This is a genomic window from Pandoraea oxalativorans, assembly GCF_000972785.3.
Lineage (GTDB): Bacteria > Pseudomonadota > Gammaproteobacteria > Burkholderiales > Burkholderiaceae > Pandoraea > Pandoraea oxalativorans.
Window position 1 is genome coordinate 2,820,269 of record NZ_CP011253.3, and the last position, 24,758, is coordinate 2,845,026.

At 63.2% G+C, this 24,758-nt stretch carries 23 protein-coding genes; 14 read left to right on the forward strand and 9 right to left on the reverse strand.

The annotated features are described in order from the left end of the window. Positions 1 to 217 precede the first annotated feature (217 nt). Genes MB84_RS12530 through MB84_RS12540 form a run of 3 tightly spaced genes read left to right on the forward strand, consistent with a single transcriptional unit; the run spans position 218 to position 3,558 of the window. Complete coding sequence (locus MB84_RS12530; RefSeq protein WP_157122708.1) at positions 218 to 1,492, forward strand: 2-hydroxycarboxylate transporter family protein; 1,275 nt, start codon at positions 218 to 220, stop codon at positions 1,490 to 1,492. A 50-nt stretch (positions 1,493 to 1,542) separates the two neighbouring features. Next, the gene (locus MB84_RS12535; RefSeq protein WP_046292017.1) at positions 1,543 to 2,730 is read left to right on the forward strand and encodes a CaiB/BaiF CoA transferase family protein; all 1,188 of its coding nucleotides are present in this window, start codon (positions 1,543 to 1,545) and stop codon (positions 2,728 to 2,730) included. Between the two features lie 3 nt (positions 2,731 to 2,733). Next, positions 2,734 to 3,558 carry an HpcH/HpaI aldolase/citrate lyase family protein gene (locus MB84_RS12540; protein WP_046292018.1) on the forward strand — a complete coding sequence of 275 codons (825 nt, stop codon included), beginning with the start codon at positions 2,734 to 2,736 and terminating at the stop codon, positions 3,556 to 3,558. Between the two features lie 23 nt (positions 3,559 to 3,581). Here the strand turns inward: MB84_RS12540 and MB84_RS12545 are convergent, their stop codons facing one another. Further along, a complete protein-coding gene (locus tag MB84_RS12545; RefSeq protein WP_046292019.1) occupies positions 3,582 to 4,037 on the reverse strand; it encodes a MerR family transcriptional regulator in 456 nt (151 codons plus the stop codon). Between the two features lie 83 nt (positions 4,038 to 4,120). Here MB84_RS12545 and MB84_RS12550 point away from each other — a divergent pair, with 83 nt between their 5' ends. Further along, positions 4,121 to 5,377 carry an NADH:flavin oxidoreductase/NADH oxidase family protein gene (locus tag MB84_RS12550; RefSeq protein ID WP_046293736.1) on the forward strand — a complete coding sequence of 419 codons (1,257 nt, stop codon included), beginning with the start codon at positions 4,121 to 4,123 and terminating at the stop codon, positions 5,375 to 5,377. A gap of 35 nt (positions 5,378 to 5,412) precedes the next feature. On the opposite strand, the gene MB84_RS12555 is transcribed toward MB84_RS12550, so the two are convergent. Both MB84_RS12555 and MB84_RS31445 read right to left on the reverse strand, forming a co-directional pair. After that, complete coding sequence (locus MB84_RS12555) at positions 5,413 to 5,805, reverse strand: carboxymuconolactone decarboxylase family protein (protein ID WP_046292020.1); 393 nt, start codon at positions 5,803 to 5,805, stop codon at positions 5,413 to 5,415. A gap of 162 nt (positions 5,806 to 5,967) precedes the next feature. Further along, entirely contained in the window at positions 5,968 to 7,506 is a 1,539-nt protein-coding gene (locus MB84_RS31445) for a methyl-accepting chemotaxis protein (protein WP_211279302.1), read from the reverse strand. A gap of 442 nt (positions 7,507 to 7,948) precedes the next feature. Between MB84_RS31445 and MB84_RS12565 the strand changes: the two genes are divergently transcribed. Further along, positions 7,949 to 9,226 carry a phosphatidylserine decarboxylase family protein gene (locus tag MB84_RS12565; RefSeq protein ID WP_046292021.1) on the forward strand — a complete coding sequence of 426 codons (1,278 nt, stop codon included), beginning with the start codon at positions 7,949 to 7,951 and terminating at the stop codon, positions 9,224 to 9,226. Positions 9,227 to 9,272: 46 nt separating this feature from the next. On the opposite strand, the gene MB84_RS29895 is transcribed toward MB84_RS12565, so the two are convergent. Beyond that, positions 9,273 to 9,587, reverse strand: coding sequence for a hypothetical protein (locus tag MB84_RS29895; protein WP_157122710.1), 315 nt, complete (start codon positions 9,585 to 9,587; stop codon positions 9,273 to 9,275). A gap of 28 nt (positions 9,588 to 9,615) precedes the next feature. After that, the gene (locus MB84_RS12570) at positions 9,616 to 10,506 is read right to left on the reverse strand and encodes a LysR family transcriptional regulator (RefSeq protein ID WP_211279303.1); all 891 of its coding nucleotides are present in this window, start codon (positions 10,504 to 10,506) and stop codon (positions 9,616 to 9,618) included. 101 nt (positions 10,507 to 10,607) lie between these two features. On the opposite strand from MB84_RS12570, the gene MB84_RS12575 reads away from it, so the two are divergent. Then, positions 10,608 to 11,909, forward strand: a complete 1,302-nt coding sequence (locus MB84_RS12575; RefSeq protein WP_046292023.1) for an aspartate aminotransferase family protein — start codon at positions 10,608 to 10,610, stop codon at positions 11,907 to 11,909. Positions 11,910 to 11,997: 88 nt separating this feature from the next. Here MB84_RS12575 and MB84_RS12580 read toward each other — a convergent pair whose 3' ends face one another. Further along, on the reverse strand, positions 11,998 to 12,903 hold the full coding sequence (locus MB84_RS12580) for an alpha/beta hydrolase (protein WP_046293738.1): 906 nt from the start codon (positions 12,901 to 12,903) through the stop codon (positions 11,998 to 12,000). A 239-nt stretch (positions 12,904 to 13,142) separates the two neighbouring features. Between MB84_RS12580 and MB84_RS12585 the strand changes: the two genes are divergently transcribed. From MB84_RS12585 to MB84_RS12605, 5 genes are all read left to right on the forward strand, one after another. Further along, positions 13,143 to 13,556 carry a hypothetical protein gene (locus tag MB84_RS12585; protein ID WP_046292024.1) on the forward strand — a complete coding sequence of 138 codons (414 nt, stop codon included), beginning with the start codon at positions 13,143 to 13,145 and terminating at the stop codon, positions 13,554 to 13,556. A 225-nt stretch (positions 13,557 to 13,781) separates the two neighbouring features. After that, entirely contained in the window at positions 13,782 to 15,323 is a 1,542-nt protein-coding gene (locus MB84_RS12590; RefSeq protein ID WP_084009756.1) for a glycosyltransferase family 39 protein, read from the forward strand. Between the two features lie 103 nt (positions 15,324 to 15,426). After that, positions 15,427 to 16,413 carry an aliphatic sulfonate ABC transporter substrate-binding protein gene (locus tag MB84_RS12595; RefSeq protein WP_046292025.1) on the forward strand — a complete coding sequence of 329 codons (987 nt, stop codon included), beginning with the start codon at positions 15,427 to 15,429 and terminating at the stop codon, positions 16,411 to 16,413. A gap of 298 nt (positions 16,414 to 16,711) precedes the next feature. Next, positions 16,712 to 17,098, forward strand: coding sequence for a hypothetical protein (locus tag MB84_RS12600; protein ID WP_052653272.1), 387 nt, complete (start codon positions 16,712 to 16,714; stop codon positions 17,096 to 17,098). A gap of 97 nt (positions 17,099 to 17,195) precedes the next feature. Continuing rightward, a complete protein-coding gene (locus tag MB84_RS12605) occupies positions 17,196 to 19,415 on the forward strand; it encodes a TonB-dependent receptor (RefSeq protein ID WP_157122711.1) in 2,220 nt (739 codons plus the stop codon). A 70-nt stretch (positions 19,416 to 19,485) separates the two neighbouring features. On the opposite strand, the gene MB84_RS12610 is transcribed toward MB84_RS12605, so the two are convergent. Both MB84_RS12610 and MB84_RS12615 read right to left on the reverse strand, forming a co-directional pair. Further along, positions 19,486 to 19,701 carry a tautomerase family protein gene (locus MB84_RS12610; protein ID WP_046292026.1) on the reverse strand — a complete coding sequence of 72 codons (216 nt, stop codon included), beginning with the start codon at positions 19,699 to 19,701 and terminating at the stop codon, positions 19,486 to 19,488. A gap of 69 nt (positions 19,702 to 19,770) precedes the next feature. Continuing rightward, positions 19,771 to 20,505, reverse strand: coding sequence for an SDR family NAD(P)-dependent oxidoreductase (locus MB84_RS12615; protein ID WP_046292027.1), 735 nt, complete (start codon positions 20,503 to 20,505; stop codon positions 19,771 to 19,773). Positions 20,506 to 20,652: 147 nt separating this feature from the next. Between MB84_RS12615 and MB84_RS12620 the strand changes: the two genes are divergently transcribed. Both MB84_RS12620 and MB84_RS12625 read left to right on the forward strand, forming a co-directional pair. Next, positions 20,653 to 21,627 carry a LysR family transcriptional regulator gene (locus MB84_RS12620; RefSeq protein ID WP_046292028.1) on the forward strand — a complete coding sequence of 325 codons (975 nt, stop codon included), beginning with the start codon at positions 20,653 to 20,655 and terminating at the stop codon, positions 21,625 to 21,627. A gap of 101 nt (positions 21,628 to 21,728) precedes the next feature. Beyond that, positions 21,729 to 22,994, forward strand: a complete 1,266-nt coding sequence (locus tag MB84_RS12625; protein ID WP_046292029.1) for an MFS transporter — start codon at positions 21,729 to 21,731, stop codon at positions 22,992 to 22,994. Positions 22,995 to 22,999: 5 nt separating this feature from the next. Here the strand turns inward: MB84_RS12625 and MB84_RS12630 are convergent, their stop codons facing one another. Next, positions 23,000 to 23,983, reverse strand: a complete 984-nt coding sequence (locus tag MB84_RS12630; protein ID WP_046292030.1) for a LysR substrate-binding domain-containing protein — start codon at positions 23,981 to 23,983, stop codon at positions 23,000 to 23,002. A 107-nt stretch (positions 23,984 to 24,090) separates the two neighbouring features. Between MB84_RS12630 and MB84_RS12635 the strand changes: the two genes are divergently transcribed. After that, on the forward strand, positions 24,091 to 24,756 hold the full coding sequence (locus MB84_RS12635; RefSeq protein ID WP_046293742.1) for an HAD family hydrolase: 666 nt from the start codon (positions 24,091 to 24,093) through the stop codon (positions 24,754 to 24,756). Positions 24,757 to 24,758 lie beyond the last annotated feature (2 nt).

Below are 24,758 nucleotides of genomic sequence, written 5' to 3' on the forward strand. Positions count from 1 at the left end.
TATACCCACATCCAAAATCGGTATTTCCTTCGACGCTGGCTACGCGCCTATAGTCCCGTCAACAAACCTATTCCAAATGCACGGAGACAGCAGGATGCGAGACGGACTCTCGGCCACTGCCGCACGACGAGGTCAGGGCGGCCACAGCAATCAAAGCGCTAAGACAACGACTCAGGCAGTACAGCACCGCCCCCTGCGCGACTTGTGGTGGCGAATCATGGACATGCGCGTGGGCATCGTGCCGTTGCCGGTCCATCTGGTACTCATTGCCGCCATCGCGACGACGGTTCTCACGACCGGCAAACTCTCTGCCGAACTCTCGCCGATCATCGCGCTGCTGGCCGTGTGCAGCTTCACCTGCATGGAAGTCGGTCAGCGAATCCCCATCTTTCGCAGCATCGGTGGCCCGGTGATTCTCGTGACGTTCCTGCCCTCGTGGCTGGTGTTCGCGAACGTGCTGCCTCCGTCCGTCGTCACACCTATCGTCGCGTTCTGGAAGCAAAGCAACTTCCTGTACCTGTTCATTCCCGGCATTATCGTCGGCAGCATTCTGAGCATGGACCGCAAGGTGCTGATCGGCGGCTTCGTGCGCATCTTCGTCCCACTCGCCATCGGCTCGGTGCTGGCAGGCATCGTCGGCACGGCCGTCGGCACAATGCTCGGCATGGGCGTGTTCCACACCGTGTTCTTCGTCGTCATTCCGGTCATGTCCGGCGGCCTGGGCGAAGGCGTGATTCCGCTGACCATCGGCTACTCGGAAGTCATGCATCAGGGCTCGGGCGACCTCCTCGCGCAGGCGCTGCCCGCCGTCATGCTCGGCAACGTCTGCGCCATCGTGTTCTCGGGTGTGCTCAACGCGCTCGGCAAGCGTTACCCCTCGTTGACGGGTAACGGGCAGCTCATGCGAACGGGAAGCGACGACATCGGCACGCACGACGTTCACGCCGAACCCGCGAAGGCGGTCGATGCAACCGATATTGCAGCGGCGGGCATGATCGCGGTGTGCCTGTACTTCGTCGGCATGCTCGCGCAGAACACGCTCGGCTTGCCCGGCCCGGTCATGATGCTGGTGCTGGCCGTCGCCGCAAAGATCGGCTTCGTCTTCTCGCCGAAGCTCGAAGCCGGTGCAGGCGTCGTCTACAAATTTTTCGCGACGGCCGTGACGTACCCGCTGCTGTTCGCCATCGGTGTCGTGATTACGCCGTGGCAGAAGGTCGTTGCGTCGTTCAACGTGCCGACGCTCGTGACCATCGTCGCGACGGTCCTCACGTTAATGGCCACCGCCTTCATCGTGGCGCGCCGTATGAACATGCATCCCATCGACGCGGCCATCGTCGTCGGCACGCACAGCGGGATGGGCGGCACGGGCGACGTCGCCATCCTCACGGCGGCGAACCGCATGCGACTCATGCCGTTCGCGCAAATCGCCACCCGCATCGGCGGCGCCATCACGATCACGCTGAGCCTTATCGTGCTCGCGAAGATCGTCTGACCCGGCCGCCGCTTCGCTCAACTCAACTGGTTTTCTCGGAGATTTCTGTCATGAGGCCCTTGGACGGCATCAAGGTCATTGCGCTCGAACACGCCATTGCGGCACCGTTCTGCACCCGTCAACTGGCCGATCTCGGCGCGCGCGTCATCAAGATCGAGCGACCTGGCGCAGGGGACTTCGCCCGTGCTTACGACGCACGCGTGAACGGCATGTCGTCGCACTTCGTGTGGACGAACCGCTCGAAGGAAAGTCTGACGCTCGACCTGAAGCAGGACGCCGCGCAGTCGGTCCTTCACGACCTGCTCGCCGACGCCGACGTCCTCGTGCAGAACCTCGCCCCCGGGGCGGCGGACCGCCTGGGCCTGAGCTATGACGCGCTGTCGGTGCGCTATCCCCGCATCATCGTTTGCGGCATTTCCGGTTACGGTCCGGACGGCCCTTACCGCGACAAGAAAGCTTACGACCTGCTCATCCAGAGCGAATCGGGCTTCCTGTCCGTGACGGGGTCGCCCGAAGCATCGGCCAAGGCCGGCTGCTCGATTGCCGACATCGCTGCCGGGATGTACGCCTATACGAACATCCTCAGCGCGCTGATCCAGCGCGGCAAGACCGGCAAAGGCTCACGCATCGACATCTCGATGCTCGAATGCATGGTCGAGTGGATGGGCTTCCCGCTGTATTACGCCGTCGACGGCCAGACACCGCCGCCGCGTGCAGGGGCTGCGCACGCAACGATCTTCCCGTACGGCCCGTTCGAAACCGGTGACGGGAAGACGGTCATGCTGGGCTTGCAGAACGAGCGCGAGTGGAAGATTTTCTGCGACAAGGTCCTCGAACAACCCGCACTCGCCGAAGACGCACGCTTTGCCTCCAACCCGAGGCGTCTGGACAATAGCGATGCGCTGCGCGCCATCATCCGCGAGGTCTTCATGAGACGCTCGGCACCGCAACTGGTGAGTCGGCTCGACGCCGTGGGCATCGCCAACGCCAACCTCAACGAGATGCACGACGTTTGGCAGCACGCTCAACTCGCCGCGCGCGAGCGGTGGGCGGACGTCGCAACGCCCAACGGCACGATCAAGGCACCGATTCCCCCGGGCATGCCGTCGGCGAGCGCTGCGTTCGCGCCGCGCATGGACCCGATTCCGGCGCTGGGGCAACACACCGACGCGATCCTCACGGAGCTTGGCCGCACGTCGGCACAGATCGAAGCGCTGCACGCAGCGCAGGCGGTGTAAGCGATGCAAAAACACCCCGCGATTCGTAGCTGGCTTTTCGTGCCGGGCAATCGTCCGGAGCGTTTCGACAAGGCCTGTGCTTCTGGCGCGGACGCCGTCATTCTCGATCTCGAAGACGCCGTGCCGCCCGCCGACAAACCGACTGCGCGGGAGCAGGTTGTGCAATGGCTGATGACGCTGAGTCCCGCAACGTCAACGCCGGTGTATGTGCGCATCAACGCTGCCTCGACGCCCTCGTTTGACGAGGATGTCGCAGCGCTCGCTGGCCTGTCGCAACTCGGCGGCCTCGTCGTACCGAAGACGGAAGATGCCGCCACCCTCGCCCGCATCGTGCAAGGCGCAGCGCCATCGCTGCGACTCGTGCCACTGATCGAGACGGCGCAGGCGTTTGCCGTGCTGAGTGAAATCGCCACTGCGCCACGCGTCGACCGGTTGATGTTCGGCACCATCGATTTCCAGTTGGACATCGGCATCGAGGGCGACGCCGACGAACTGCTGTACTTCCGCTCGCAACTCACGCTAGCGTCGCGTATCGCGGGCATCGCGGCACCGGTCGACGGCGTGACGACGGTGCTCGACGATCCGGCGCTGATCGAAGCCGCCACTCGCCGCGCCCGCGCGCTCGGGTTCCGGGGGAAGTTGTGCATCCATCCGCGGCAGGTCGCGCCGGTTCACGCCGCATTCGCGTGGCGGGACGATGAAATTGCGTGGGCCGAGCGGGTTGTCGCCGCAGCCAATGCCAGCGCAGGTGCCGCCCTCGCACTGGATGGCAAGATGATCGACGCGCCTGTCATCGCAAAGGCAATCGAGATTCTTGCCAGTCGCTGAACAAGGCGTGGCTGTCGGCCGCGTCAGGGGCGCCTTTTACCAGGAGCGCGCCGGGGCTCAGGCTCGGGTCTGTCGTCGGCACGACGCACCGACGTCAGCACACGTTGCGACGCGGCCCGGCAGTCTTCCCCTTCCTCGCGATGCTCGATGGCATCGATCAACGCCTTCAGATTGTGCTTCGATAGCGCCAGATTTCGCTCCAGCGCCTCGATCTCGTCCACCTTGCGGCGCAGCACTTCGAGCAATTTGTCGTGTGGCCAGTCGTTGAGGTTCGGCGGCAGGATCGCGCGGATCTCTTCCAACGAAAATCCGGCGTTTTGCGCGCGCCGAATCAAATCGAGACGCGTCAGCGCGTCTTCGTCGTACTCGCGATAGCCGTTGGTCTGTCGCAGCGCATTGGGCAGCAAGCCCTGCGCTTCGTAAAAGCGGATTCGCGACGCCGCCACGCCACTCACCTGCGCCAACGCTCCGATTTTCATTTTTCCGCTCCCAACACTTGACCTTGAAGTGAACTTTAAGGTTATGGTCATGGCATCGTCAACCGAAGATTCGAGGTATGGCCATGTCTTTCCAGTCGCTCTTCGCTCCGCTTGCCCTGCCGAATGGCACGTCGATCCCCAATCGCATCGCCAAAGCGGCGATGGAAGAAAACATGGCGGACGCCGATCACGCGCCGTCCGACGAACTGCTGCGCCTGTACGACGCATGGGGCCGAGGGGGCGCCGGTCTGATCATCACCGGTAACGTCATGATCGACGCGCGAGCGATGACCGGTCCCGGCGGCGTGGTGCTGGAGGACGACGCGCATCTCGAGCGCTTCCGCCAATGGGCGCTGGCCGCGCGGCAGTATGGCGCGCAGGTCTGGATGCAGCTCAATCACCCGGGTCGCCAAATGCAGTCCGCGCTGGGTCAGACCACGGTTGCACCGTCGGCGGTGGCCCTCGAACTCGGCAGCTTCTCGAAGCGATTCGCGATGCCCCGAGAATTGACGGAGACGGACATTGCGGACGTCATCGCCCGTTTTACCCAGAGTGCGCTGCTCGCCGAACGCAGTGGTTTTACTGGCGTGGAGATTCACGCCGCGCATGGGTATCTGCTCAGCCAGTTCCTCTCACCGCTGACGAACAAACGCCAGGATCGCTGGGGTGGGAGTCTGGAGAATCGTGCCCGCTTGCTGCTGGATATTGTGCTGTCCGTGCGTGCGGCTGTCGCGACCGACTTCGCCGTCGCCGTCAAACTGAATTCGGCCGATTTTCAACGCGGCGGCTTCGGACTCGACGACGCGCGACGCGTCATTGAAATGCTCGGCTCGCTGGGCGTGGACCTCGTGGAGCTGTCCGGCGGCAGCTATGAAGCGCCGGCGATGCAGGGCGAATCGCGCGATGGACGCACGCTGGCACGTGAGGCCTATTTTCTGGAATTTGCTCGCGAAATGATCGGCGTGGCGACGATGCCGCTGATGGTGACGGGCGGCATTCGTCGTCGCACGGTCGCGGACCAGGTGATCGCGAGCGGTGTAGCGATGGTGGGCATGGCGACGGCACTCTCCATCGATCCCGAATTGCCGAATCGCTGGCGACTGGGTCAGACGTCGGAGCCGCAACTCAACCCGATTCGCTGGAAGAACAAGATGTTGGGGTCGATGGCGAACATGGCCGTCGTCAAGTTTCAGCTCATGCGCCTGAGTACCGGCCGGGCGACAAACCCGACCGTCTCACCCGTGCGAGCGCTGATCGCCCAGCAACTTGGGGCGGCGTGTCAGACACGCCGATACCGTCGATGGATGGCGCGGGACACGACACGTAATTTGGCGCGCTGAGCGTCGACTTAGTGTCGGCGTCGCTGCCGAATCGCTTACTCGAACGCCGGATCGACCGGCACCCGATAGCCGACGGCGAGCCGGTTGGTTTCGTTGGCCATGCCTACGACGGCCAGCAGCTCGCCGAACATCTCGTCGGTCATCCCCGCTCGACGCGCGCCTGCCGTGTGACTCGCTACGCAATATCCACAGTTGTTGGTGACGCTGACCGCGATGTAGATCAGTTCCTTGACCAGCGGATCGAGCGCACCGTCCGCCATGATGTCCTTGAGACTGCCCCAGGTCCGCGCCAGGGTCGGCGGATGCTGTGCGATGTACTTCCAGAAGTTGTTGACATCGGGGACACCCCGCGTGGCTTTGATGTCGTCGAAGACGGCTTTGACTTCAGGTGTGGCGGATACGTATTCGACAGGCTTTTGCTGGCTCATGGATGATGTGCGCCCGACAGGCGTGCGAGGAAGGGAACGGGTAGGTTACAAGCTTTCGCGTGAGACCGTCGTTTCATCGCAGCATGGAATGCGCCCTCCCGTCGCACGCACCATTCGCAATGTTGCAAACGAGAATCATTTTTAATCTCGATCTGATCGAGCTTACGCCAGACGAAACACCGCGACGGCGGACTTCAGCGACTCGGCCTGTTCGGCCAGCGACTGAGCGGCCGCCGACGCCTGCTCGACCAGCGCCGCGTTTTGCTGCGTGACCTCGTCCATTTGCGTGACGGCGCGTGCCACCTGATCGATACCCGCCGTCTGCTCTTCCGATGCCGCCGAAATCTCTGCCATGATGTCCGTCACGCGTTGCACGCTGTTCGCAATGCTGCTCATCGCCGCCCCCGCCTCACCGACGATACGGCTGCCCGCAGCCGAGCGCTCGGCCGACGTCTCGATCAGCGTCTTGATGTCGCGCGCCGCACTCGCCGAGCGCTGTGCCAGCGTCCGTACCTCTCCTGCGACGACCGCAAACCCACGTCCCTGCTCTCCCGCACGTGCCGCTTCGACGGCCGCATTCAAGGCGAGGATATTCGTCTGAAACGCGATGCCGTCGATCAGCGCAATGATGTCGCGAATCCGCGCCGACCCGGCATCGATGGCTCGCATCGTGTCCGTGACCTCGGTCATTGCGGTGTCCCCCGCCCCTGTCTGATCGCTCGCCTGCCGCGCCAGTTGGTTCGCCTGACGCGCATGTTCCATGTTCTGACGCACCGTGCTGGTCAGTTGCTCCATGCTGGCCGCCGTCTCTTCCAACGAGGCCGCCTGTTGCTCCGTACGGGCCGACAGATCCAGATTGCCTGCGGCAATCTCGCGCGCGCTGGCCGCGATCGCTTCACCGCTTTTGCGAACGCGGGCGACCGTATCGTTGAGCTGCGTCTTCATCTTGGCGAGTGCGTCCAGTAACCGGCCCATCTCATCGGTCGACGTTGCATGCACGGCGCGCTGCAAATTCCCCTCGGCAATTTCCTGGAAGTGCTCGAGGACATCGTCAAGCGGCTGCGTGATCGCGCGGTTAAGCGAGCGCGCCGTCAGGAAGGCCGCAATAATCGCAAATGCAATCGCCCCGACGGTCACGACAAACAAGCGATCGTAGGTCGACACTGCCGAGTCGAAGCTGGACTTCGCCCGGTCGTCGTAAAGCTTCTTGAGCGCTTCGTTAGCGTTGACGTATGACGTGTAGCGCTTGCCCAGCACCGCCGCCTGCTCGTAGTAGACGTCGGTCTGTCCGGCGGCAATGCTGTTCTGGACCAACGTGAAGGCGTCCTTGAGCGCCTGGCGCGTGCCCGTCACGTCTTTCGCAAGCCGTTGTTCGTCGGCGTCCGACGGCAACGCCAGATAGGCCTGCCATGCTTTCTCGGACTCGCCCCAGTACTCGGTGCCCTTCTTGACGTCGGCCGTCTTGATCTCTTCAGACGGCGCTTGCGGGGCACGCAGCACGACCGCACGCGCACGCCCGATGTGAATTTCCGATTCGCCCAGCAAACGGGTGCTCGCCAGTTCCTTGTCGTGGACCTCACGCAAACTCCCTACGGTGTTGCGCAATCCAATGAGCGCCAATGCGCCGATGACCAGCACAAGGACCGCCAGACCGGCCACAGCCATCCGCAACCGCCAACGAATCGTCCAATTTTTCAACATTTGCGCTTCCGCCTTTCTTTCCATTTCGTGGCCACCGAGAGCGGTCGCCACCGTCTGCCCTCCGGCACGATACCCGTACCTTCATTGACAGCGTTAGCGGCTCCAACGGCGAGAAAGCGGAAAACTTGAGGCGATGGAGGAAGTCCGGCCGCTTCTTGTTGTTTTGACGCGGAAACGTTGCGATATACGCGTCATATATTGCATTGCCTCCAGATTAGCGACCGTTAGACGCCGTTCGCACGGGACGGGAAAGCCGTCCCGCGCCCCATCGCCGCGCCGTGGCAAAACTACATCGGTTTGTACGGATTCCCGTCACCGGAACGGGCGGGCGCAAGCTGCGCGAGATCCGAGCGCGCGCACAGAAATTGCTTGGACTCGGCTTACACCTACGAGCGCCGCCTGCTTGTCAGACGATTCGCCGGTCAAGGAGGACCGCCAGCCCATGACGTCAACCGCCCGCGCTGCATCACCCTCGCCCCACCCCCCCGCCGTACAGGGATCGCGCCGCCGTCTCGGCGCATGGATCACCGAAAACGAAACCGCGATCGCCGATTTGCGCGCCGACTTCGTGCGGCACGCCCGTCATCGCATGATGACGGAGCCGCTGAGTCCGGCGGTTGCTCGTTTGCGCGCGTGCATCTTCGACGATCCTGTGCGGCGAATGGACCTCAGCAAAGCCATCACGCAGGCGCTGGGAGACGGTCATCGACTGGGATTCGAAGACATCGACACGCTGATCCACACCATCGACTATGTCGTCACCACAGCGCCCGCGTTCGACAAGAAGAGCCTTATCGTCTGCCCGGTCAACGCGCTGCTCGACTGGCTGATGTGTATGCCGTCAGGTTATGCGTTCTTTCGCGATTCCGACTTCAACCGCTGCATGCGCGATGTGCTCACTCAGTGGTGCCAGTTCCTCAGCGGCCCCGAGTCACGCACCTTCCTGAATACCCGCGCGCCCGACGGCTGGCTCAGTGCAGACGCCAATGCCCGGCTCGGTCTGCATCAGTTCGAAGTGGATGTGTCGCAACCGTACGGCGGCTGCAATTCGTGGAACGCCTTCTTCACGCGCCGCTTCAAGCCCGACGCGCGCCCCGTCGCTTCGCCCGACGACTCGCGCGTCATCGTCAACGCGTGTGAAAGCACGCCTTACCACGTAAGGCGCGAGGTCCGCATGCGCGACAGCTTCTGGATCAAATCACAGCCCTATTCCCTGATCGACATGTTCGGCGCGTCGCACAAAGCGCTGGCCGCCCCATTTGCCGACGGCGCCGTATATCAGGCCTACCTGAGCGCGTACGACTACCACCGCTGGCATTCGCCGGTGGACGGCACGGTCGTCGCGGCCTATCGCTTGCCGGGCACGTATTTTTCGGAGACGGAATCGGAGGGAGACGATCAGGCAGGACTCAACGATTCTCAAGGCTATCTGACGGCGACGGCCACGCGGGCCGTCGTCGTCATCCGGGCGGACGATCCTGCGATCGGCACACTCGGCTGCCTGTTCGTCGGGATGGGAGATGTGTCGTCGTGCGTGCTCCAGGTCGAGCGCGGACGGCATCTGGGCAAAGGCGATGCACTGGGGTACTTCCAGTATGGCGGTTCGACCTACTGTCTGGTCTTCGAACCCGGCGTGGTGCAGTCGTTCACCGCCGACGAGGACCGGCTGCCGCACGACAAACCGGTCAAAGTGAACGCCGCGATTGCCATGACGGCTTAAGCGAACCCAAGCGCACGTTAGGGCGATTGCGCCGCGCGCGAACGACTTACAGCGCGCGCTTGACGGTGCGCGCAGCCCCCGAAATGTCCTGCCCGACGCCGTCGACCGTATTGCAACCCGCCAGGGCAAACAGCGAACCGATTACCAGAGAAAACGCCACGAAACGCGCCAACATATCGACCTCGATACAAAAAATCGCAAAAACTTGCGAAGACTGCATGACCCCGGATCTCTGGCCATCGATGCCCCCAATGCACAGAATCCGGATTCTTTTGACTGACTGCTGCACCTGCCCGGGACTTGGCCCGCTCGCCTGCGCAACGCGCAATTGTGCTTGAAAATCGTCGCGACGGGAACGCACACCGACGCCCGGTCGATGCCTGTCCGTCTTACAACACCGCCAGTGTCTGCCGAATGTGATCGGCAAACGCCATGCTCAGGTGACTGGGGCGCGCGCGATCGAACTTTACCGTAATCCCCACGGACGGCAACGTCGGCAAGGTATCAGCTGTAACAATGCGTAAGTCCGGTGGCACTGCCGTCTGTGTCATCACCGCAAACGCCTGTCCCGAGCGGGCGAGCGCCGTCAGTCCGGACAGATTGCTACTCGCGTAGGCGATCCGGTAAGCCCGTCCGGCCCTCGAGAGTGCATCGCAGGCGGCGATGTGGTCCAGCGTGTCGGGGTCGGAAAGCGCCAGCGGCAAGGGTTCGTCCGGGTTCGAGAGCACCCCGTCCAGCCCCGCGCTCCCGATCCAGACCAGCGCTTCGCGCCGGATCACATTGGCTGCGTCCACGCCATCGGGTAACGAAATCAGGGCCAGATCGAGTGCATGACGCGATAACTGCTCCAGCAATCTCGGTGTCGGCTCGCAAATTACCTCGACCTGTGCGTGCGGATGCACCACTGCGAACTCGCGCAACAGATGCGGCAGGAACGCCGCGGCATAGTCGTCCGGACAGCCGAACCGAATCGTCCCGGTCAGTCCGCGCCCCGACATGTCGGCCATCGCCTCGTCGTGTGCGCGAAGAATGCGTTGCGCATGACCGAGCAGACGCTCGCCAGCGCCGGTCAGCACCACGCCACGCCCCGTGCGCTGAAACAACGGCTGGTCGACGATCTCCTCCAGACGCTTCATCTGCTGACTCAGCGCCGACTGCGTTCGGGCGATGCGCTGCGCGGCGCGACTGAGCGAACCGGCTTGGGCAATGGCCGTGAACGAGCGCAGCAAATCGATTTCCAGTGTCGCACTCAAGCTATTAGCCACACTACTATCTCTCATTAACTTTATTCGCTTTTATGAAAGCAGAGCGCTGCTTAGACTGCAAGCGAGTGTTGTGCCCCCGTTGCTTTTCGTCCAATGCCGTTCCCCGGAGGTTTCCCTTGTCGAAGAACCAAGACGCCGCGTTCTGGCGCAACGCCCGCGAACATCTGATCCGCTACGGCGGCACCTTCGAGCCGATGATCGTCGAGCGCGCTCAGGGCAGCTTCGTCTACGACGCCGACGGTCGCGCGATCCTCGACTTCACCTCCGGGCAAATGAGTGCGGTGCTCGGCCATAGCCATCCGGACATCGTCTCGGTCGTAACGGAATCCATCGGCAAACTCGATCACCTGTTCAGCGGCATGCTTTCGCGTCCAGTCGTGGATCTGGCAACCCGGCTGGCCGAGATCACGCCCGAGGGACTGGACCGTGTGATGTTGCTCAGCACCGGCGCAGAGTCGAACGAGGCGGCCATCCGCATGGCCAAGCTCGTCACCGGCAAGTACGAAGTCGTGGGGTTCGCGCAGTCGTGGCATGGGATGACGGGCGCAGCAGCGTCCGCGACCTACAGTGCCGGACGCAAAGGCGTCGGCCCTGCGGCCGTGGGCTCTTTTGCCATTCCCGCGCCGTTCACGTACCGACCGCGCTTCGGCCCGGCCGGGCAGTACGACTATCTCGCCGAACTGGACTACGCCTTCGACCTGATCGATCGGCAGTCGAGCGGCAATCTGGCCGCGTTCATCGCCGAACCGATCCTGAGCTCCGGCGGCATTATCGAACTCCCGCCCGGCTATCTTGCAGCCCTCAAGCGCAAGTGCGAGGAGCGCGGCATGTTGCTGATTCTCGACGAAGCGCAGACCGGCATCGGACGCACCGGCACCATGTTCGCGTTCGAACGCGACGGCGTGACGCCTGACATTCTGACCCTGTCGAAGACGCTCGGTGCCGGGCTGCCGCTCGCCGCCATGGTGACGTCGGCGCAAATCGAGGAGCGCGCCTACGAGCGCGGCTATCTGTTCTACACGACCCACGTTTCCGATCCGCTACCGGCGGCTGTCGGCCTGCGCGTGCTCGACGTCGTGGCGCGCGACGGACTCGTCGCCCGCGCCAACGTGATGGGCGAGCGACTGCGCAATGGCTTGCTGGGATTGATGGAGCGTTTCGATTGCGTGGGCGACGTTCGCGGCCGCGGCTTGCTGCTCGGTATGGAGATTGTGAAGGACCGACACAGCAAAGCGGCCGCAGACGGCCTCGGCGCGAAGATCACGCGCGAATGCATGAACCTCGGCCTGAGCATGAACATCGTGCAGTTGCCCGGCATGGGGGGCGTGTTTCGTATCGCCCCGCCACTGACCGTCAGCGACGAGGAAATCGATCTGGGTGTGTCGTTGCTCGGGCAGGCGATCGAGCGTTCGCTGTAGTGGGCGCCGTCGCGCCAAACCGGTCGGCCCCTCGATCGCATGGATTCGAGGGGCCGATGTTGCATCGCTTCAACCGCTGGATCGGACGTCAGTCATTACGCTGCGGACGCTGAACATCGCGGAAGATGTACTTCAGCGCGTCGGGCAGCGTACTCGCCCAGACCGGCCACTCATGCTTGCCGTCGACGATGCGCAACTCCGCCGGTTGCTTGTTCGCGCGCAGCAACTCATAAAAGCGCGTGGCTTCCATCTCGATGTTGAAATCGTCGTCGTCGCCCGAGTTGATGTACATCGGCACCTTGATGCCTTTCTTCAGGAACTCGTCGAAATACGCCGGATAGTTGTTCTGCTGCCAGACACGTGCGCTGTACTCGCCATTCGTGTTCGGCTCGGCAAACACCTTCACGAAGCGGGCCGACGAGTCCTTCGGCGGCTCCGGATTGTAGATAGCCGGACTCAAGAGCGCAGCCGCCTTGAACTTCTCCGGATACTTGAGCGCGTAGCGCATCGCACCGTACCCCCCCATCGACAGGCCGCCGATCAGGCGTGCGTCGCGCGACTTGATCGCCCGATACGTCTTCTCGACGTGCGGGATCAACTCGCTGAAGAACGCCGTTTCCATGCGCTCCTTGAGGTCCACGTACCAGTTGGTATTGGCGTCCGGCATGATCACGATGGCCGGGGGAATGTCGCCGTGGCCGATCAGCTTGTCCATGGTCGACTGCATGCGGCCCTTGACCACCCAGTCGTTCTTCACGCCGTCGTTGCCGTGCAGCAGGTACAGCACAGGGTACGTCGTCTTGCCGCTGGCTTCGTAGCCCGTCGGGAGGTAGACGTTGTAGGTCAGCGGGCGCGACAAATTCTTGCTGTAGACCTCGCTCGACAAAACCTCGCTCGCGTGCGCCGGTGCACCGAGCAATGCTGCCGCAGCCATCAAACCCGACGCGAACTTCGGCAACTGCCGGGTCAGACGCCCACCCTGTTGATGGAACATTTCGAACACATACCCTCCTGATGTCAATCGATGTCTAGTGAATCGCTAGTTATGCATAACGTCCGCCATCAAGGACGGACGGGCAGAAGATTAACATCTGAAATGAATCTGAGGGCAGCGAATATGAGGGGTCAGAACACAATGTCGTCGCTTGTGCGGTTCGCGCGGTTCGTAATAGCATGTGCCATGCCCTGCGCCCGGTGTCATGACGACGGCCTGACGCCACTCCAATCGCCCCCATGAACGATCTTCTTTACCTCGATCACACCGCTTTCGCGGATCTCGCTGCTCTCGCCGAATCGTCCGCCAGCCACTGCGCCGATTGCCAATGCACCCGAACGCCGCTCGACGGCTGGGCAAGCTTGCCCAACTCGTTGCCCGACGCGCAGCTCGAAGTCGTCGGCACCTTGTTCGCGCCAAATGAGCCGGAACCGACGTTCAGCGAATATCACCCTGACGGCACGTCCTACTGGGCAACGAACGCGCCCATCGCGCCGCGCTACTTTCCCTACAACCGCGCGAATGTCTGCCGGTGCCGCGACTGTGGTCGTCTGTATCTGCGCTATCAGGAAGGCGGCGGCTATTTTGTCGACCAGCGCATCCGGCACGTGAACGCGGCACTGATCGTCGACGCGCCGCTCGAAAACGTCTGACGGGCGACGTCGTCGAACGAAAGTTTGTTGCCGTCCTTTTTCATTCGTTTTGTTTTGTTCACGTTTGTGAACAGAGTTGACCGAAAACGGCTGGCAACACGCTGCTTCAGCACGCGAAACGACAACAAAAACAAGAACATACGTCGATATTCATCAGCGCTTACTTTGGTTCGGATTGCAAACTAAGGTGAAGAACGTACGCGCATTCGTCCAGTCGAAGCGCGCATGCAAAATCACGCCACTACCTCCACATCGCCGACCGATACGTCAGTGCGTCGCACGCTCACGTTGCGAGCACTCGTCAGTCGAGCGGCCGTCGCCGTTCAGTTTTCGCCGTCGCTCTATGTCACGGTGTACGCCATCGTCTGGACGCTCACGAGCGCCGCCCTCGATCCCACCGTGCCCTTCGACGCTGTCGAAGCCCTGAACTGGGCCCGCAATGCGGAATGGGGAACACCCAAGAACCCCTGGCTGGTCGGGTTCTCGATGTGGCCAGCAATAGGGTCGGGGCTGACTGGTGAAGCGCTTGCGTTCTATTGGTATGCGTCGCACTTCGCGGTAGTTGCCGTCGGGATGCTGGGTGTCTGGCATCTGGCCGAACGGTTGTCGGGCGATCCGCGTCTTGCCTGGCTCGCCCTGCTGAGCCTGCACCTGAGCGGCGCGATCAACATCGACATCCTCCCGTACAACGACAACTATCTGCTGGTCATGCTCTGGCCGTGGATGCTCTGGCTCTTCGTGCGCGCGATGTACGACTCGCCAAAGTTCTGGCTGGCGTTCGGCGTAGTCGCCGGTCTCGCTGCCATGACCAAGTATTCGACGTTTGCACTGCTGGGCGCGATATTTGTCATGACGCTGTGGACACCGGACACGCGCCGCCACTACCGGCACCCCGCCTTCCTGCTCGGGCTGCTCGTCTTCTTCGCCCTGATTGCCCCGAACATCCTTTGGCTCGCACGGCACGATTTCGCAGCGTTTCGCTGGGTCGACGACCAGATCCACCCCAGGTTGAACTGGCGCGGCCTGCGCGGCGCACTCACCGCGTTCTATCCTGTGGCGACGCTCGCTTTCGTCATGCATCTGGCCGGTCTGCGCTTCAAACGTCCGACCGCGCCGGTCCGGTTCGTCGCGATGACAGTGCTCGCGCCGCTACTTCCCATCCTCATCTATTTCACGCTGCACGAAGGCGGACGCATCTCCGAATGGCTGCAACCGTTCGCCGTCCCGCTGCCCGCGCTGTTCGTCGCGTGTGTGTTACCGGTCACGGCAAAGCGCGCCCCGCGAATTTCGCGCTGGTTGCCCGTCGTCGGGCTGACGGTGTGGATGGGCTATGCCACGGTGCTGAGCCTGAACTTGCGTAACACCGGAGAGAAGTTCGCCGGTATCAAAGCGGCGAGCATCGCCCTGGAACAGCGCTGGCGGGCGCGCTATCACGCGCCGCTGGCTTACGTCGGCAACGACCATCTCGCAACGTGGCTGACGTTCTACGCACCGGGCCAGCCACGCCTGCTCACCCGCTGGTCGGCGAAAGTGCGCCCCAATATCTACACAAAGGACATCGACGAGGTAGAAGTCCGCGCGCGCGGGGCGATTCTGATCGGCCACCCCGGCCGGTCGTGCCGACGCGCCAGTTTCGCGCATACGCTCGCCCTGTGGCCGTCGCTGACCATCGACGCCCGCGAAACGCTGCCGTTCTCGTACCACGGCGGCAGCACGCCCGGCACGGCAATGCCGCTTTGCGTCGCATACATTGCACCGCAGCCATGAATATCTAAAGCAGAATCGCTTCGTTGCCCGCGCGGAGCCGGTCCGGATAATTCTTGTTCATCGACCGACATTCATTACAACGCCATTTCACGGGGCAACGCTCATGAAACCGCCTAAGGCCGTCTCGGCCATCTCACGCCGTCAGTTCCTTACGGTGCTCAGCGCAGGGGCCGCATCGGCCGCGCTCCCTTCGTTTTCGGCTTACGCCGCCTACGAGGCGGGCAAGTTCCGCATCGGCTACCAGAAGGCCGCCAGCACCCTCGTGCTAGCCAAAGCCAATGGCTCGCTGGAAGCGCGGCTCAAGCCGCTTGGCGTAGAAGTCACATGGGCGGAGTTTGCGGCTGGCCCGCAGTTGCTCGAAGCCCTGAACGTCGGCGCAATCGATTTCGGATACGTCGGCGAAGCGCCGCCCGTCTTCGCGCAAGCGGCCGGGGCCGACTTCGTCTACAGCGCCTACGAGGTGCCCACGCCCCTCGCCGAAGGTGTCGTCGTACCCAACAGTTCGTCGGTCAAAACGGTGGCCGATCTTCGCGGCAAGCGCGTGGCGTTCAACAAGGGATCGGACGTCCACTGGTTCCTCGTTGCGTTGCTGCGCAAGCACGGCCTCGATTACGGCGACATCAGCCCGGTGTTTCTTGCCCCTGCCGACGCCCGCGCAGCCCTTGAGCGCGGCTCGGTCGACGCCTGGGCAATCTGGGACCCGTTCCTTACCGCCGTGCTCGACCAGAGCCCGGTGCGTCTGCTGGCCAATGCCGAAGGCGCGGCCGATCACCATCAGTTCTTCCTGAGTCAACGGGCCTTCGCCGAAAAGCGCGCCGACGTCATCAAGGCAACGCTCGACGCCCTCGGCCAGACGGGGCAGCAGATTCGTGGCGACTATGCCGCAGCCGCCGCACAACTGGCCTCGATCCAAGGGCTCGACGCCAAAATTATCGAGAAGGGGCTGCGTCACTACGCGCATGTCTACAAGCCGGTGTCGCCGTCCGTGCTGGCCGCGCAACAACGGATTGCCGACACGTTCCTGCAACTCAAGCTGATTCCGCGACAAATTCGTGTGGCCGACGCCACACTGCGTCAGCCGATTGCGTGAGGTCTTCCTGGCCACCTGAGCGGATGCCGTAGCTTGGGTGGCCGCCCACGGTGGCGCGCCCACCCGCATCGCCCGTCCCTTCGCACGCCTCTCGCCGCCTCCCGCACTTTCCCGGCTTTCCCCGCGCGCTCCCGTCCAGCTTTCCGACTTGGCAAAGTCCTCACGAATGTGACAGAATTCGCAACTCAGTTGCATTGCAATTGGGTTGCATTTTATTTTGTCGCGATTTGTCGTCCGGTTATCGACGTCCCGAATTTCCGTTTCTCGTTCCGTTTCTCGTTCTGCTACTCGTCGGCTCATGCATCGCCGCTGGCTTCCTTTCTGGCTGATCGTCTGCGTACTCGTCTCGCAGATAGCCCTTGCACGGCACGTGGTGTTCCACACTGCGGCCGCGCTGGCGGCCGCGTCGGTGGCCGCCGAGGAACCGGCAGACGCGCAACGCCAATCCGGCGATGTCGGCAGCAGCGGCAGCAATGGTCAGCGTTCGGACGACGACGGGGTCTGCGAGCAATGCCTTGCATTCATTGCAGTCGACGTTGCGCTCCCCGCACTGCCCGTCTTCGCCTCGCTCCCGCCGCTGCGCGAGTGGCACTACCCGCCGGTGGCGCAGATGCAGATGCGCTCCGTCTTGCGAGGGCCGACGCGTAATCGCGACCCTCCACGCCCCTCAGTGTCGTTCGTCTAAATCAGAACACTCGCCGTCGCAGGTCGCGACGCGCCAACGCTGGCGCGTCTGCCACCAGTTGCGCGGCGTCCACACGTCAAACACACTGAGGTCCGGCATGTCTGCCCGATGGATTCCGTTCGTTCGTCTCACGCATTCCCAGCATTTCCCGCATTTCCCGCAGTTGGCCCGCTTCACCCGTCATGCGCTCGCAGCCGCTGCGGCGTCCGCCTTCGCAGTCAACGCACACGCCCAATCGACCGCTAATCCGGGCGACGCCAACGTCGCGCTCTCCGGCACGACCGTCTCCGCCAAGCGCCTCGACGCCGCACGCAACGCGCTCTCGCCTGACACGGGTAGCTCTGTCTACAACTTCGACCAGACGGATATCCAGACGCTACCGCTCGGCGCAAACACCCCCCTCAATCAGGTGCTCCTGCAAGCACCGGGCGTTGTGCAGGACTCATACGGCCAACTGCACGTACGCGGCGATCACGCGAACCTGCAATACCGTATCGACGGCGTGATCATTCCCGAATCGATCAGTGGATTCGGCCAGGCCATCGACGCGCGCATCGCGTCGCAAATCAATCTGATCACCGGCGCGCTGCCTGCGCAGTTCGGCTATCGCACGGCAGGCGTCGTCGACATTCACACCAAAGGCTCGCCCGGTCTCGCCGACGGCACTGCCGACACCGGTGAGCCCCCCAAGGCCTTCGGCGGCGAAGTCGGCGTGGTGTTCGGGAGCCATGCCGACCGCGAGGTCAACACCCAGTTGTTCGGCACCAAAGGCGCGCTCAGCTACTACTTCAGCGCGCGCGTGTCGGCCAACGACATGGGGATCGAGAATCCGACGGGCGAGCGCAACGCGATTCACGACCATACCAATCAGACGAACGCGTTCGGCATGATGTCGTACCTGCTGAATCCGGATAACCGCGTGTCGTTCATGTTCGGCACCGCGAATAACCGCTTCCAGATTCCAAACCTGCCGGGCGTTGCGCCACAGTTCACGCTGGACAACGGGGCGATTCCCGATTCGTCGAGCCTCAACGCGCATCAACGCGAACTCACCGACTTCCAGGTGCTGTCATGGCAAAGCCACATCTCGCCAAAGCTCGACACTCAGATCTCGCTGTTCCATCGCACCAGCCGCGTCGATTACACACCGGATCCGATTGGCGATCTCGTCTACAACGGCGTGGCATCGAATATCACGCGCCGCAATGAAGCCTACGGCGTGCAGGCCGACAGCAGCTACAAGCTCACCGACCGTCACACGCTGCGCTTCGGCCTGTTCGTGCAGCAGGAGCATTTCAGCGTGGACAACACGTCGAACGTCTTTCCGGCCGACGACAACGGTCAGCAGACGAGCGGTACGCCGCTGACCATCGTAGACAACGCCAACGACCGGGGCACCACGTATGGTCTGTATCTGCAAGACGAATGGAAGGCGACCGATCGTCTGACGCTCAACTATGGCGCTCGCTACGATCACGTGAATACCGTGACGAACGAGGGGCAACTGTCACCGCGTCTCGGATTGACGTACGACCTGACGAGCCGTACGCGTCTGCATGCCGGGTATTCGCGCTACTTCACGCCCCCAGCCACCGAGAAGATCGATACGACGTCGGTCGCTAAATTTCTCAATACGACCAACGCCCTTCCCTCCGACGCGAACACCGCCGTACGCGCCGAGCGCTCCGATTACTTCGATCTGGGTGTCTCGCATCAACTGACCTCGGCGATCACCGTCGGGCTGGACGCCTACTATCGTCGCGTGAACCATCTGCAAGACGAAGGTCAGTTCGGCAATGCACTCATCTATTCGACGTTCAACTACGAGAAGGGCCGCATTTATGGCGTGGAAGGCACCGTCAATTTCCGTCAGGGCAACGTCGGTGCGTACCTGAACGTCGCCGTCTCGCGCGCGATGGGACAAGGCATCGAGACCGGGCAGTTCAACTTCGGCGCCGACGAACTGGCGTACATCGCCAATCACTGGGTGCATCTGGATCACGACCAGCAGGTGAGCGCCTCGGCCGGTGTGTCGTATCAATGGGGCAGGACGCTGCTATCGGCCGATGCGCTGTTCGGCTCGGGCTTGCGCAGCGGGTTCGTCAACAGCGAACATCTGCCCGCTTACCTTCAGGTCAACCTCGGTGTCGGCGAGAAGTTCAACTTGCCGGGCGTCGGGCGCTTCGACGCGAAGCTGTCGGTCCTGAACGTCTTCGACCGCGTCTATGAATTGCGCGACGGCACCGGCATCGGTGTCGGCGCACCGCAGTTCGGGCCGCGCCGAACGTTCTATCTGGCAATGTCGAAGCCGTTCTGACAACGTCCAACCGAAAGCGCACCGCCGTCACAGCGCATGACGGCGGTGTGCCTTCGAAAACGCGCGGTTGTCAGGCCTTATGCTCGGCTGCCTGACGCCGAAACTCGGTGGTCGTCTGGCCCGCGTAGCCCCAGTTGTCGGTATCGACTTCCTCGATCACGATGTGCGTGAGGTGCGGCGGCTTGCCCAGTACACGTTGCAGCGTCTCGGTGACTTCGCGAATGACCTGCGCCTTCTGCTCGACGGTGTTGCCCTCGCGGGTGATGCGAATGCTGACGAATGGCATGACTGACTCCTTTGGACGTTGAGTGAATGAGGCGACCGACCCATTCCTGATGATCGGCCGTCACAGCCATCAGCGACCGGCAGCAAAACCCCCGTCCACCGGCGCAATCGTGCCGGTCACGTAATCGCTCTCCACGAAATACCGCACCGCGCGCACGACGTCCTCCACCTCCGCGATACGCCCCAGTGGATGCATATTGCCCAGCGCATCGTGCGTCTCGGGCGCATGCATCGGCGTATTTACTACGCCCGGAGCCACGGCGTTGACGGTGACGCCGAACGGCGCCAGTTCCAGCGCCAGCGCCTTCGTCGCCTGATTCATCCCGCCCTTGAGCACCGCAGCCAGCAACGCAGGCACGCCCGCATGCGCCTGAAGGGCGAGCGATGCCGTCACGTTCACGATCCGGCCTTTGCGGCGCTCGCTCATGTGGCGTGCTCCCGCTTGCGAGAAGTACAGCGCGCCCTTGAGATTGGTGGCGATCTGCACTTCGATCTCCTCCGGCGTGAAGTCGACGAACGGCTTCGCAGAGAAGATGCCCGCATTGTTGATCAGCACGTCGACGTGGCCGAACGCCTCGATGGCCTTCGCGAACGCCGCAGTGGCGGCAGACGGATCGGCAACGTCGCCCGCGACTGGCAAGAAACGCGCTCCGGCATTCAGCAGTGCTGCCGTCTGCTCAAGACGGGCCGCGCTGCGCCCCGTGCCGACGACGTTGTATCCGTCGCGCAAGAATGCCTGTGCCAGTCCCAGACCGATGCCGCTGGTGGCCCCCGTAATGATGACCGTATGTTCCGACTTGCTCATGATGTGTGTCCTTCATGTCGTTTCGCCTGCCGGGGCGTCGGCCAATCCGTCCGCCCCGCCGGTTGAACACACTCTATTCATGATTGAAGACGCGAAAAACGCATGCGATTACACTTGTCTTTTTACATGGTGTAACGAATAGCGAACATGCAACGTCAATTCGACGATGTGCTGCTTGGCAGCATCGAGCTGTTTTGTCTGGCGGCGGAGGCTGGCAGCTTCACGGCAGCCGCCAATCAGGCGGGCGTGACGCCCGCCGCCGTCAGCCGTTCGGTCGCGCGACTCGAGCAGCGACTGGGCGTGCGCCTGTTCGTGCGCTCGACGCGCAGCATTCGTCTGACGGAGGGCGGCAGCGCATATTTCGAGGAATGCCGGACTGCGTTGAGCCTGCTGGCGGAGGCCGAACGACGGGTGTCGGGCGCGCAGTCGCAGCCATCGGGCACGTTGCGGATCAGCGTGCCCACGACCTACGGTCATTACCGGCTACTGCCGGTGCTGCCTGAATTTCGCGCCCGTTTCCCGCTCATCAAGCTCGACATTCAGGTCAGCAACCAGAACATCGACCTGCACGAAGAGCGCTTCGACTTCGCGGTTCGCTTCCGGGCACAACCCGAGTCGCGCATGGTGGCGCGACATCTCGAAGACGCTGCACTGGTCGTGGTCGCCCACCCCGACTATCTCCGGCGCGCGGGCACGCCCGGGACGCCGGACGATCTCGCCGCCCACGATTGCATCGAATTCGATCTGCCAAGTACCGGACGTCCAATCCCGTGGCTCTTCCGCGACGCGGGCAACGACATCGAGTACCACGCACGCGGCCACTTTCGGTGTGCCGACGACGTGCTCGCCGGTGTGACGCTCGCACGAACCGGCGGCGGCATTTTCCAGACCTACCGCTTCATCGTCGAAGCGGATCTCGCGTCAGGTCGACTCGTCGAGGTGCTGGCCGATTACGCGGGACGTTCTCGCCCGGTGAGTCTGATGTACCCACACGGTAAGACGCTGCCGTCCCGCGCGCGGGTTTTCGTCGATTATTTGATAGAGACGCTTGCACATTCATCCGCGCCGCGTAAGAGTGACGTACGCGCCGCAGCCGTATCCGAGCATCCTCGCGCGGAATAGACTCGGCGCATCACCGTCGTCGGGCCGCGCTCGCGCTGCCTGCCGGTATGCGGATGTCGATGCCCTGTGCCGCGCGGGCATCGCGAAATACAGAGGTTTTTGTGAATCCCCCGTCCGAATCCAATCCCCCGAGCGCCAGTTACACCGAACGCAACCATCCTTACTGGCAACGCAACCTCGCCATCTGTGTCTTCGGCTCGTTCACGACGCTGGCCGGACTCAGCATGTTGCTGCCGTTCCTGCCGCTGTACGTCAAGCAACTCGGCGTCGCGCCGGAGTCGGCCGTGATCCAGTGGTCCGGCGTCGCGTTCAGTGCGACGTTTCTCGGCACCGCTGTCACTGCGCCGATCTGGGGCCATCTGGCCGACCGCTTCGGGCGTCGCCCGATGCTGATTCGCGCCGCTGTGGGCATGGTGATCGTGACGTCGCTCATCGGTATTGCGCACAACGTTTATCAACTCGTCGCGTTGCGTTTGCTCACGGGGCTGATCGGCGGTTACGCGTCGGCTTCCACGGTGATGATTGGCACGCAAGCGCCACGCGATCGTGCAGGCTGGGCGCTGGGCGTACTCTCGACCGGCGCACTCGCAGGGAATCTGACCGGGCCGCTTATCGGCGGTCTGTTACCGCCGCTGCTCGGCATTCGCGGTACGTTCTTCGCCTGTGCAGGCATGATCTCGATCACGGCGCTGCTCACCATTTTCGGCGTACGCGAAGACTTCGACCGCACGCGCGACAGCAAACGCAAAGCCGCGCGGGGTACGACCGCGCCCATGCCCCGTGCGCGCGTGGGCATCATCGCCGCGATCCTGTTGACCGGCATGATGGTGCTGCTCGCCAACATGTCCATCGAGCCGATCATTACCGTCTATATCGGACAGTTGGGTGTGGACGGTGCCCACCTCACGCGCGTGGCCGGTGTGGTCATGGCCAGCTCGGCGCTGGGCAGCATGTTGACTGCTGCGAAGCTCGGCGCGCTGGCTGACCGCGTAGGCAGCTGGCGCGTAATCGTCGGGTGTCTCATCGCCACGGCGCTGGTGATGATTCCACAGGCGTTCGTCACCGAATGGTGGCAGTTGGCTGCGCTGCGCGTGCTGATGGGGATGACGCTGGCCGGTCTGCTGCCCGCCATCGGCAAGCTGGCGCGTCACGCCGTGGACGAGCGCAGTACTGGCAAGTTGCTCGGGTATCTGCAATCGGCGCAGTTCAGCGGGCAGGTCATCGGTCCGATCATCGGCGGTCAGATCGCCGTAATGTTCGGACTCCCGGCGGTGTTCTTCATGACGGCGATCCTGCTCGTGTTGTGCAGCCTGCTGGCCAATCGGGCACGCGCCGTGAGCGCACGACTATCCCATCAACCGGCCTGAGGACTTCAGCGCCCAGTGCGTGCAGGACGTGGAGGCCGTGTAGGGCGGCGCGCAGTTGCCGACGTCGCCAGCGCCTCCTCGAGAAACGCCATCAGCGCCTGCAGACGTGCGGTGCGTCCGCGACGCGTCGGCACCAGCAGCGTAACGGGCGCACTGTCGAAGTCCCAGTCTGCGAGCACGCGCACGAGACGTCCCGCTGCCACGGCCTCGCGGGTGTCCCACTCGGAACGCAGCACGAGTCCCAGCCCCTGCTCCGCCCACTCCCGTGCGACGCTGCCGTCGTTGGTCGTATACGCAGGCACCACGCGCACACTGTCGCGCGCCGGGGCACGCCGGGACGACGGGGGGGCGGCGTTGGAAGACGTCTTCGTCCGACGTCGGAACCGCCACAGTGAAGCGTCTTCGTCGTTCTCCCGAATGCAGATGCAGCGATGCTGGAGTAGCGCGTGCGGCTCGGTCGGCGTGCCGTGTCGTTGCAGGTAGGCGGGACTTGCGCACAGCCAGCGGTCGTTCGGCGCAAGCGGCCGCGCAATCCACGACGAATCGCGCACGGCGCCCACATGAATGACGGCGTCCGAATCGTGTTTGTCCGGCCACGGGGTTTCACGCAGTTCGAGTTGCAGCTTCAAATCAGGGTGCAACAGCCCGAAGCGCGCAAGGACCGGGGCCACGTGGTGCCGTCCATAGCCGAATGGGGCCGAAATGCGCAGCGAGCCCGTCAGGCGCTTGTCTTCACGTCGAAACGACTCGGGCAGCGCGTCCAGTTGCGCGAGCAACGCCGAGCCTTCGCGGGCCAGACGCTCGCCTTCGGCCGTCAGGCTGAGCTGACGCGAGGTGCGTGTCGCGAGCGCCAGTCCGAGCAACGCTTCGAGTTTGCGCAGACGAGCGGACAATGCGGGCGGCGTCACGTTGAGCATGCGCGCCGCAGCACTGAGCGATGCCGACTGCGACAGCGCCTCGATCAGACGCAGGTCTTCGATCTGGATCATTCACCTGAGCTTAATGTTTGATGTGCCGTAATTTAACCACGGCACGCCCTATCCTTCCTACACTGCGTCCAGTCATCTCACGCAAAACCACAATGAAAGAGGCTGTCATGTCCGACACATCCCCCGACCGCGAGACCGGCTGGCCGCGCGCCGTGCTCTTCGACCTTCTGACCGCGCTGCTCGACTCGTGGACCGTGTGGAATCGCGCCGCCGGTAGCGAAACTGCGGGCCGGACGTGGCGCGCCGAGTATCTGCGCCGCACCTACGGCTGCGGTGCATATGTGAGCTACGAACGACTGGTGCGCGAGGCGGCAGCGCACGTCGGCCTGCCGCCGTCCGCGCCTCTCGCGCTCGAAGCCGAGTGGCTGACGCTTCCCGCCTGGAATGGCGCTCGCGAGTTGCTTCTGGCGCTTCGTCCGCACTGCAAACTGGGTGTCGTCACGAATTGTTCGAAAACGCTCGGACATCGAGCCGCCGCCTTGCTCGGCATCGACTGGGACGTCGTGGTGACGTCGGAGGAAGCCGGGTTCTACAAGCCCGATCCGCGCCCGTATCGTCTGGCGCTCGACAAACTCGGTGTCGACGCCAGCGATGCGGCCTTCGTCGCGGGTTCCGGTTACGACCTCTTCGGCACGTCGGCGGTGGGCCTGCGCACGTTCTGGCATAACCGTGTCGGCCTGTCGCGCCCCGAAGGTGCGCCCGCCCCCGACAGCGAAGCGCCCACGCTTGCACCTGCGCTCGAATGGCTTCGCCACTTCCACACCACCGCCTGAGA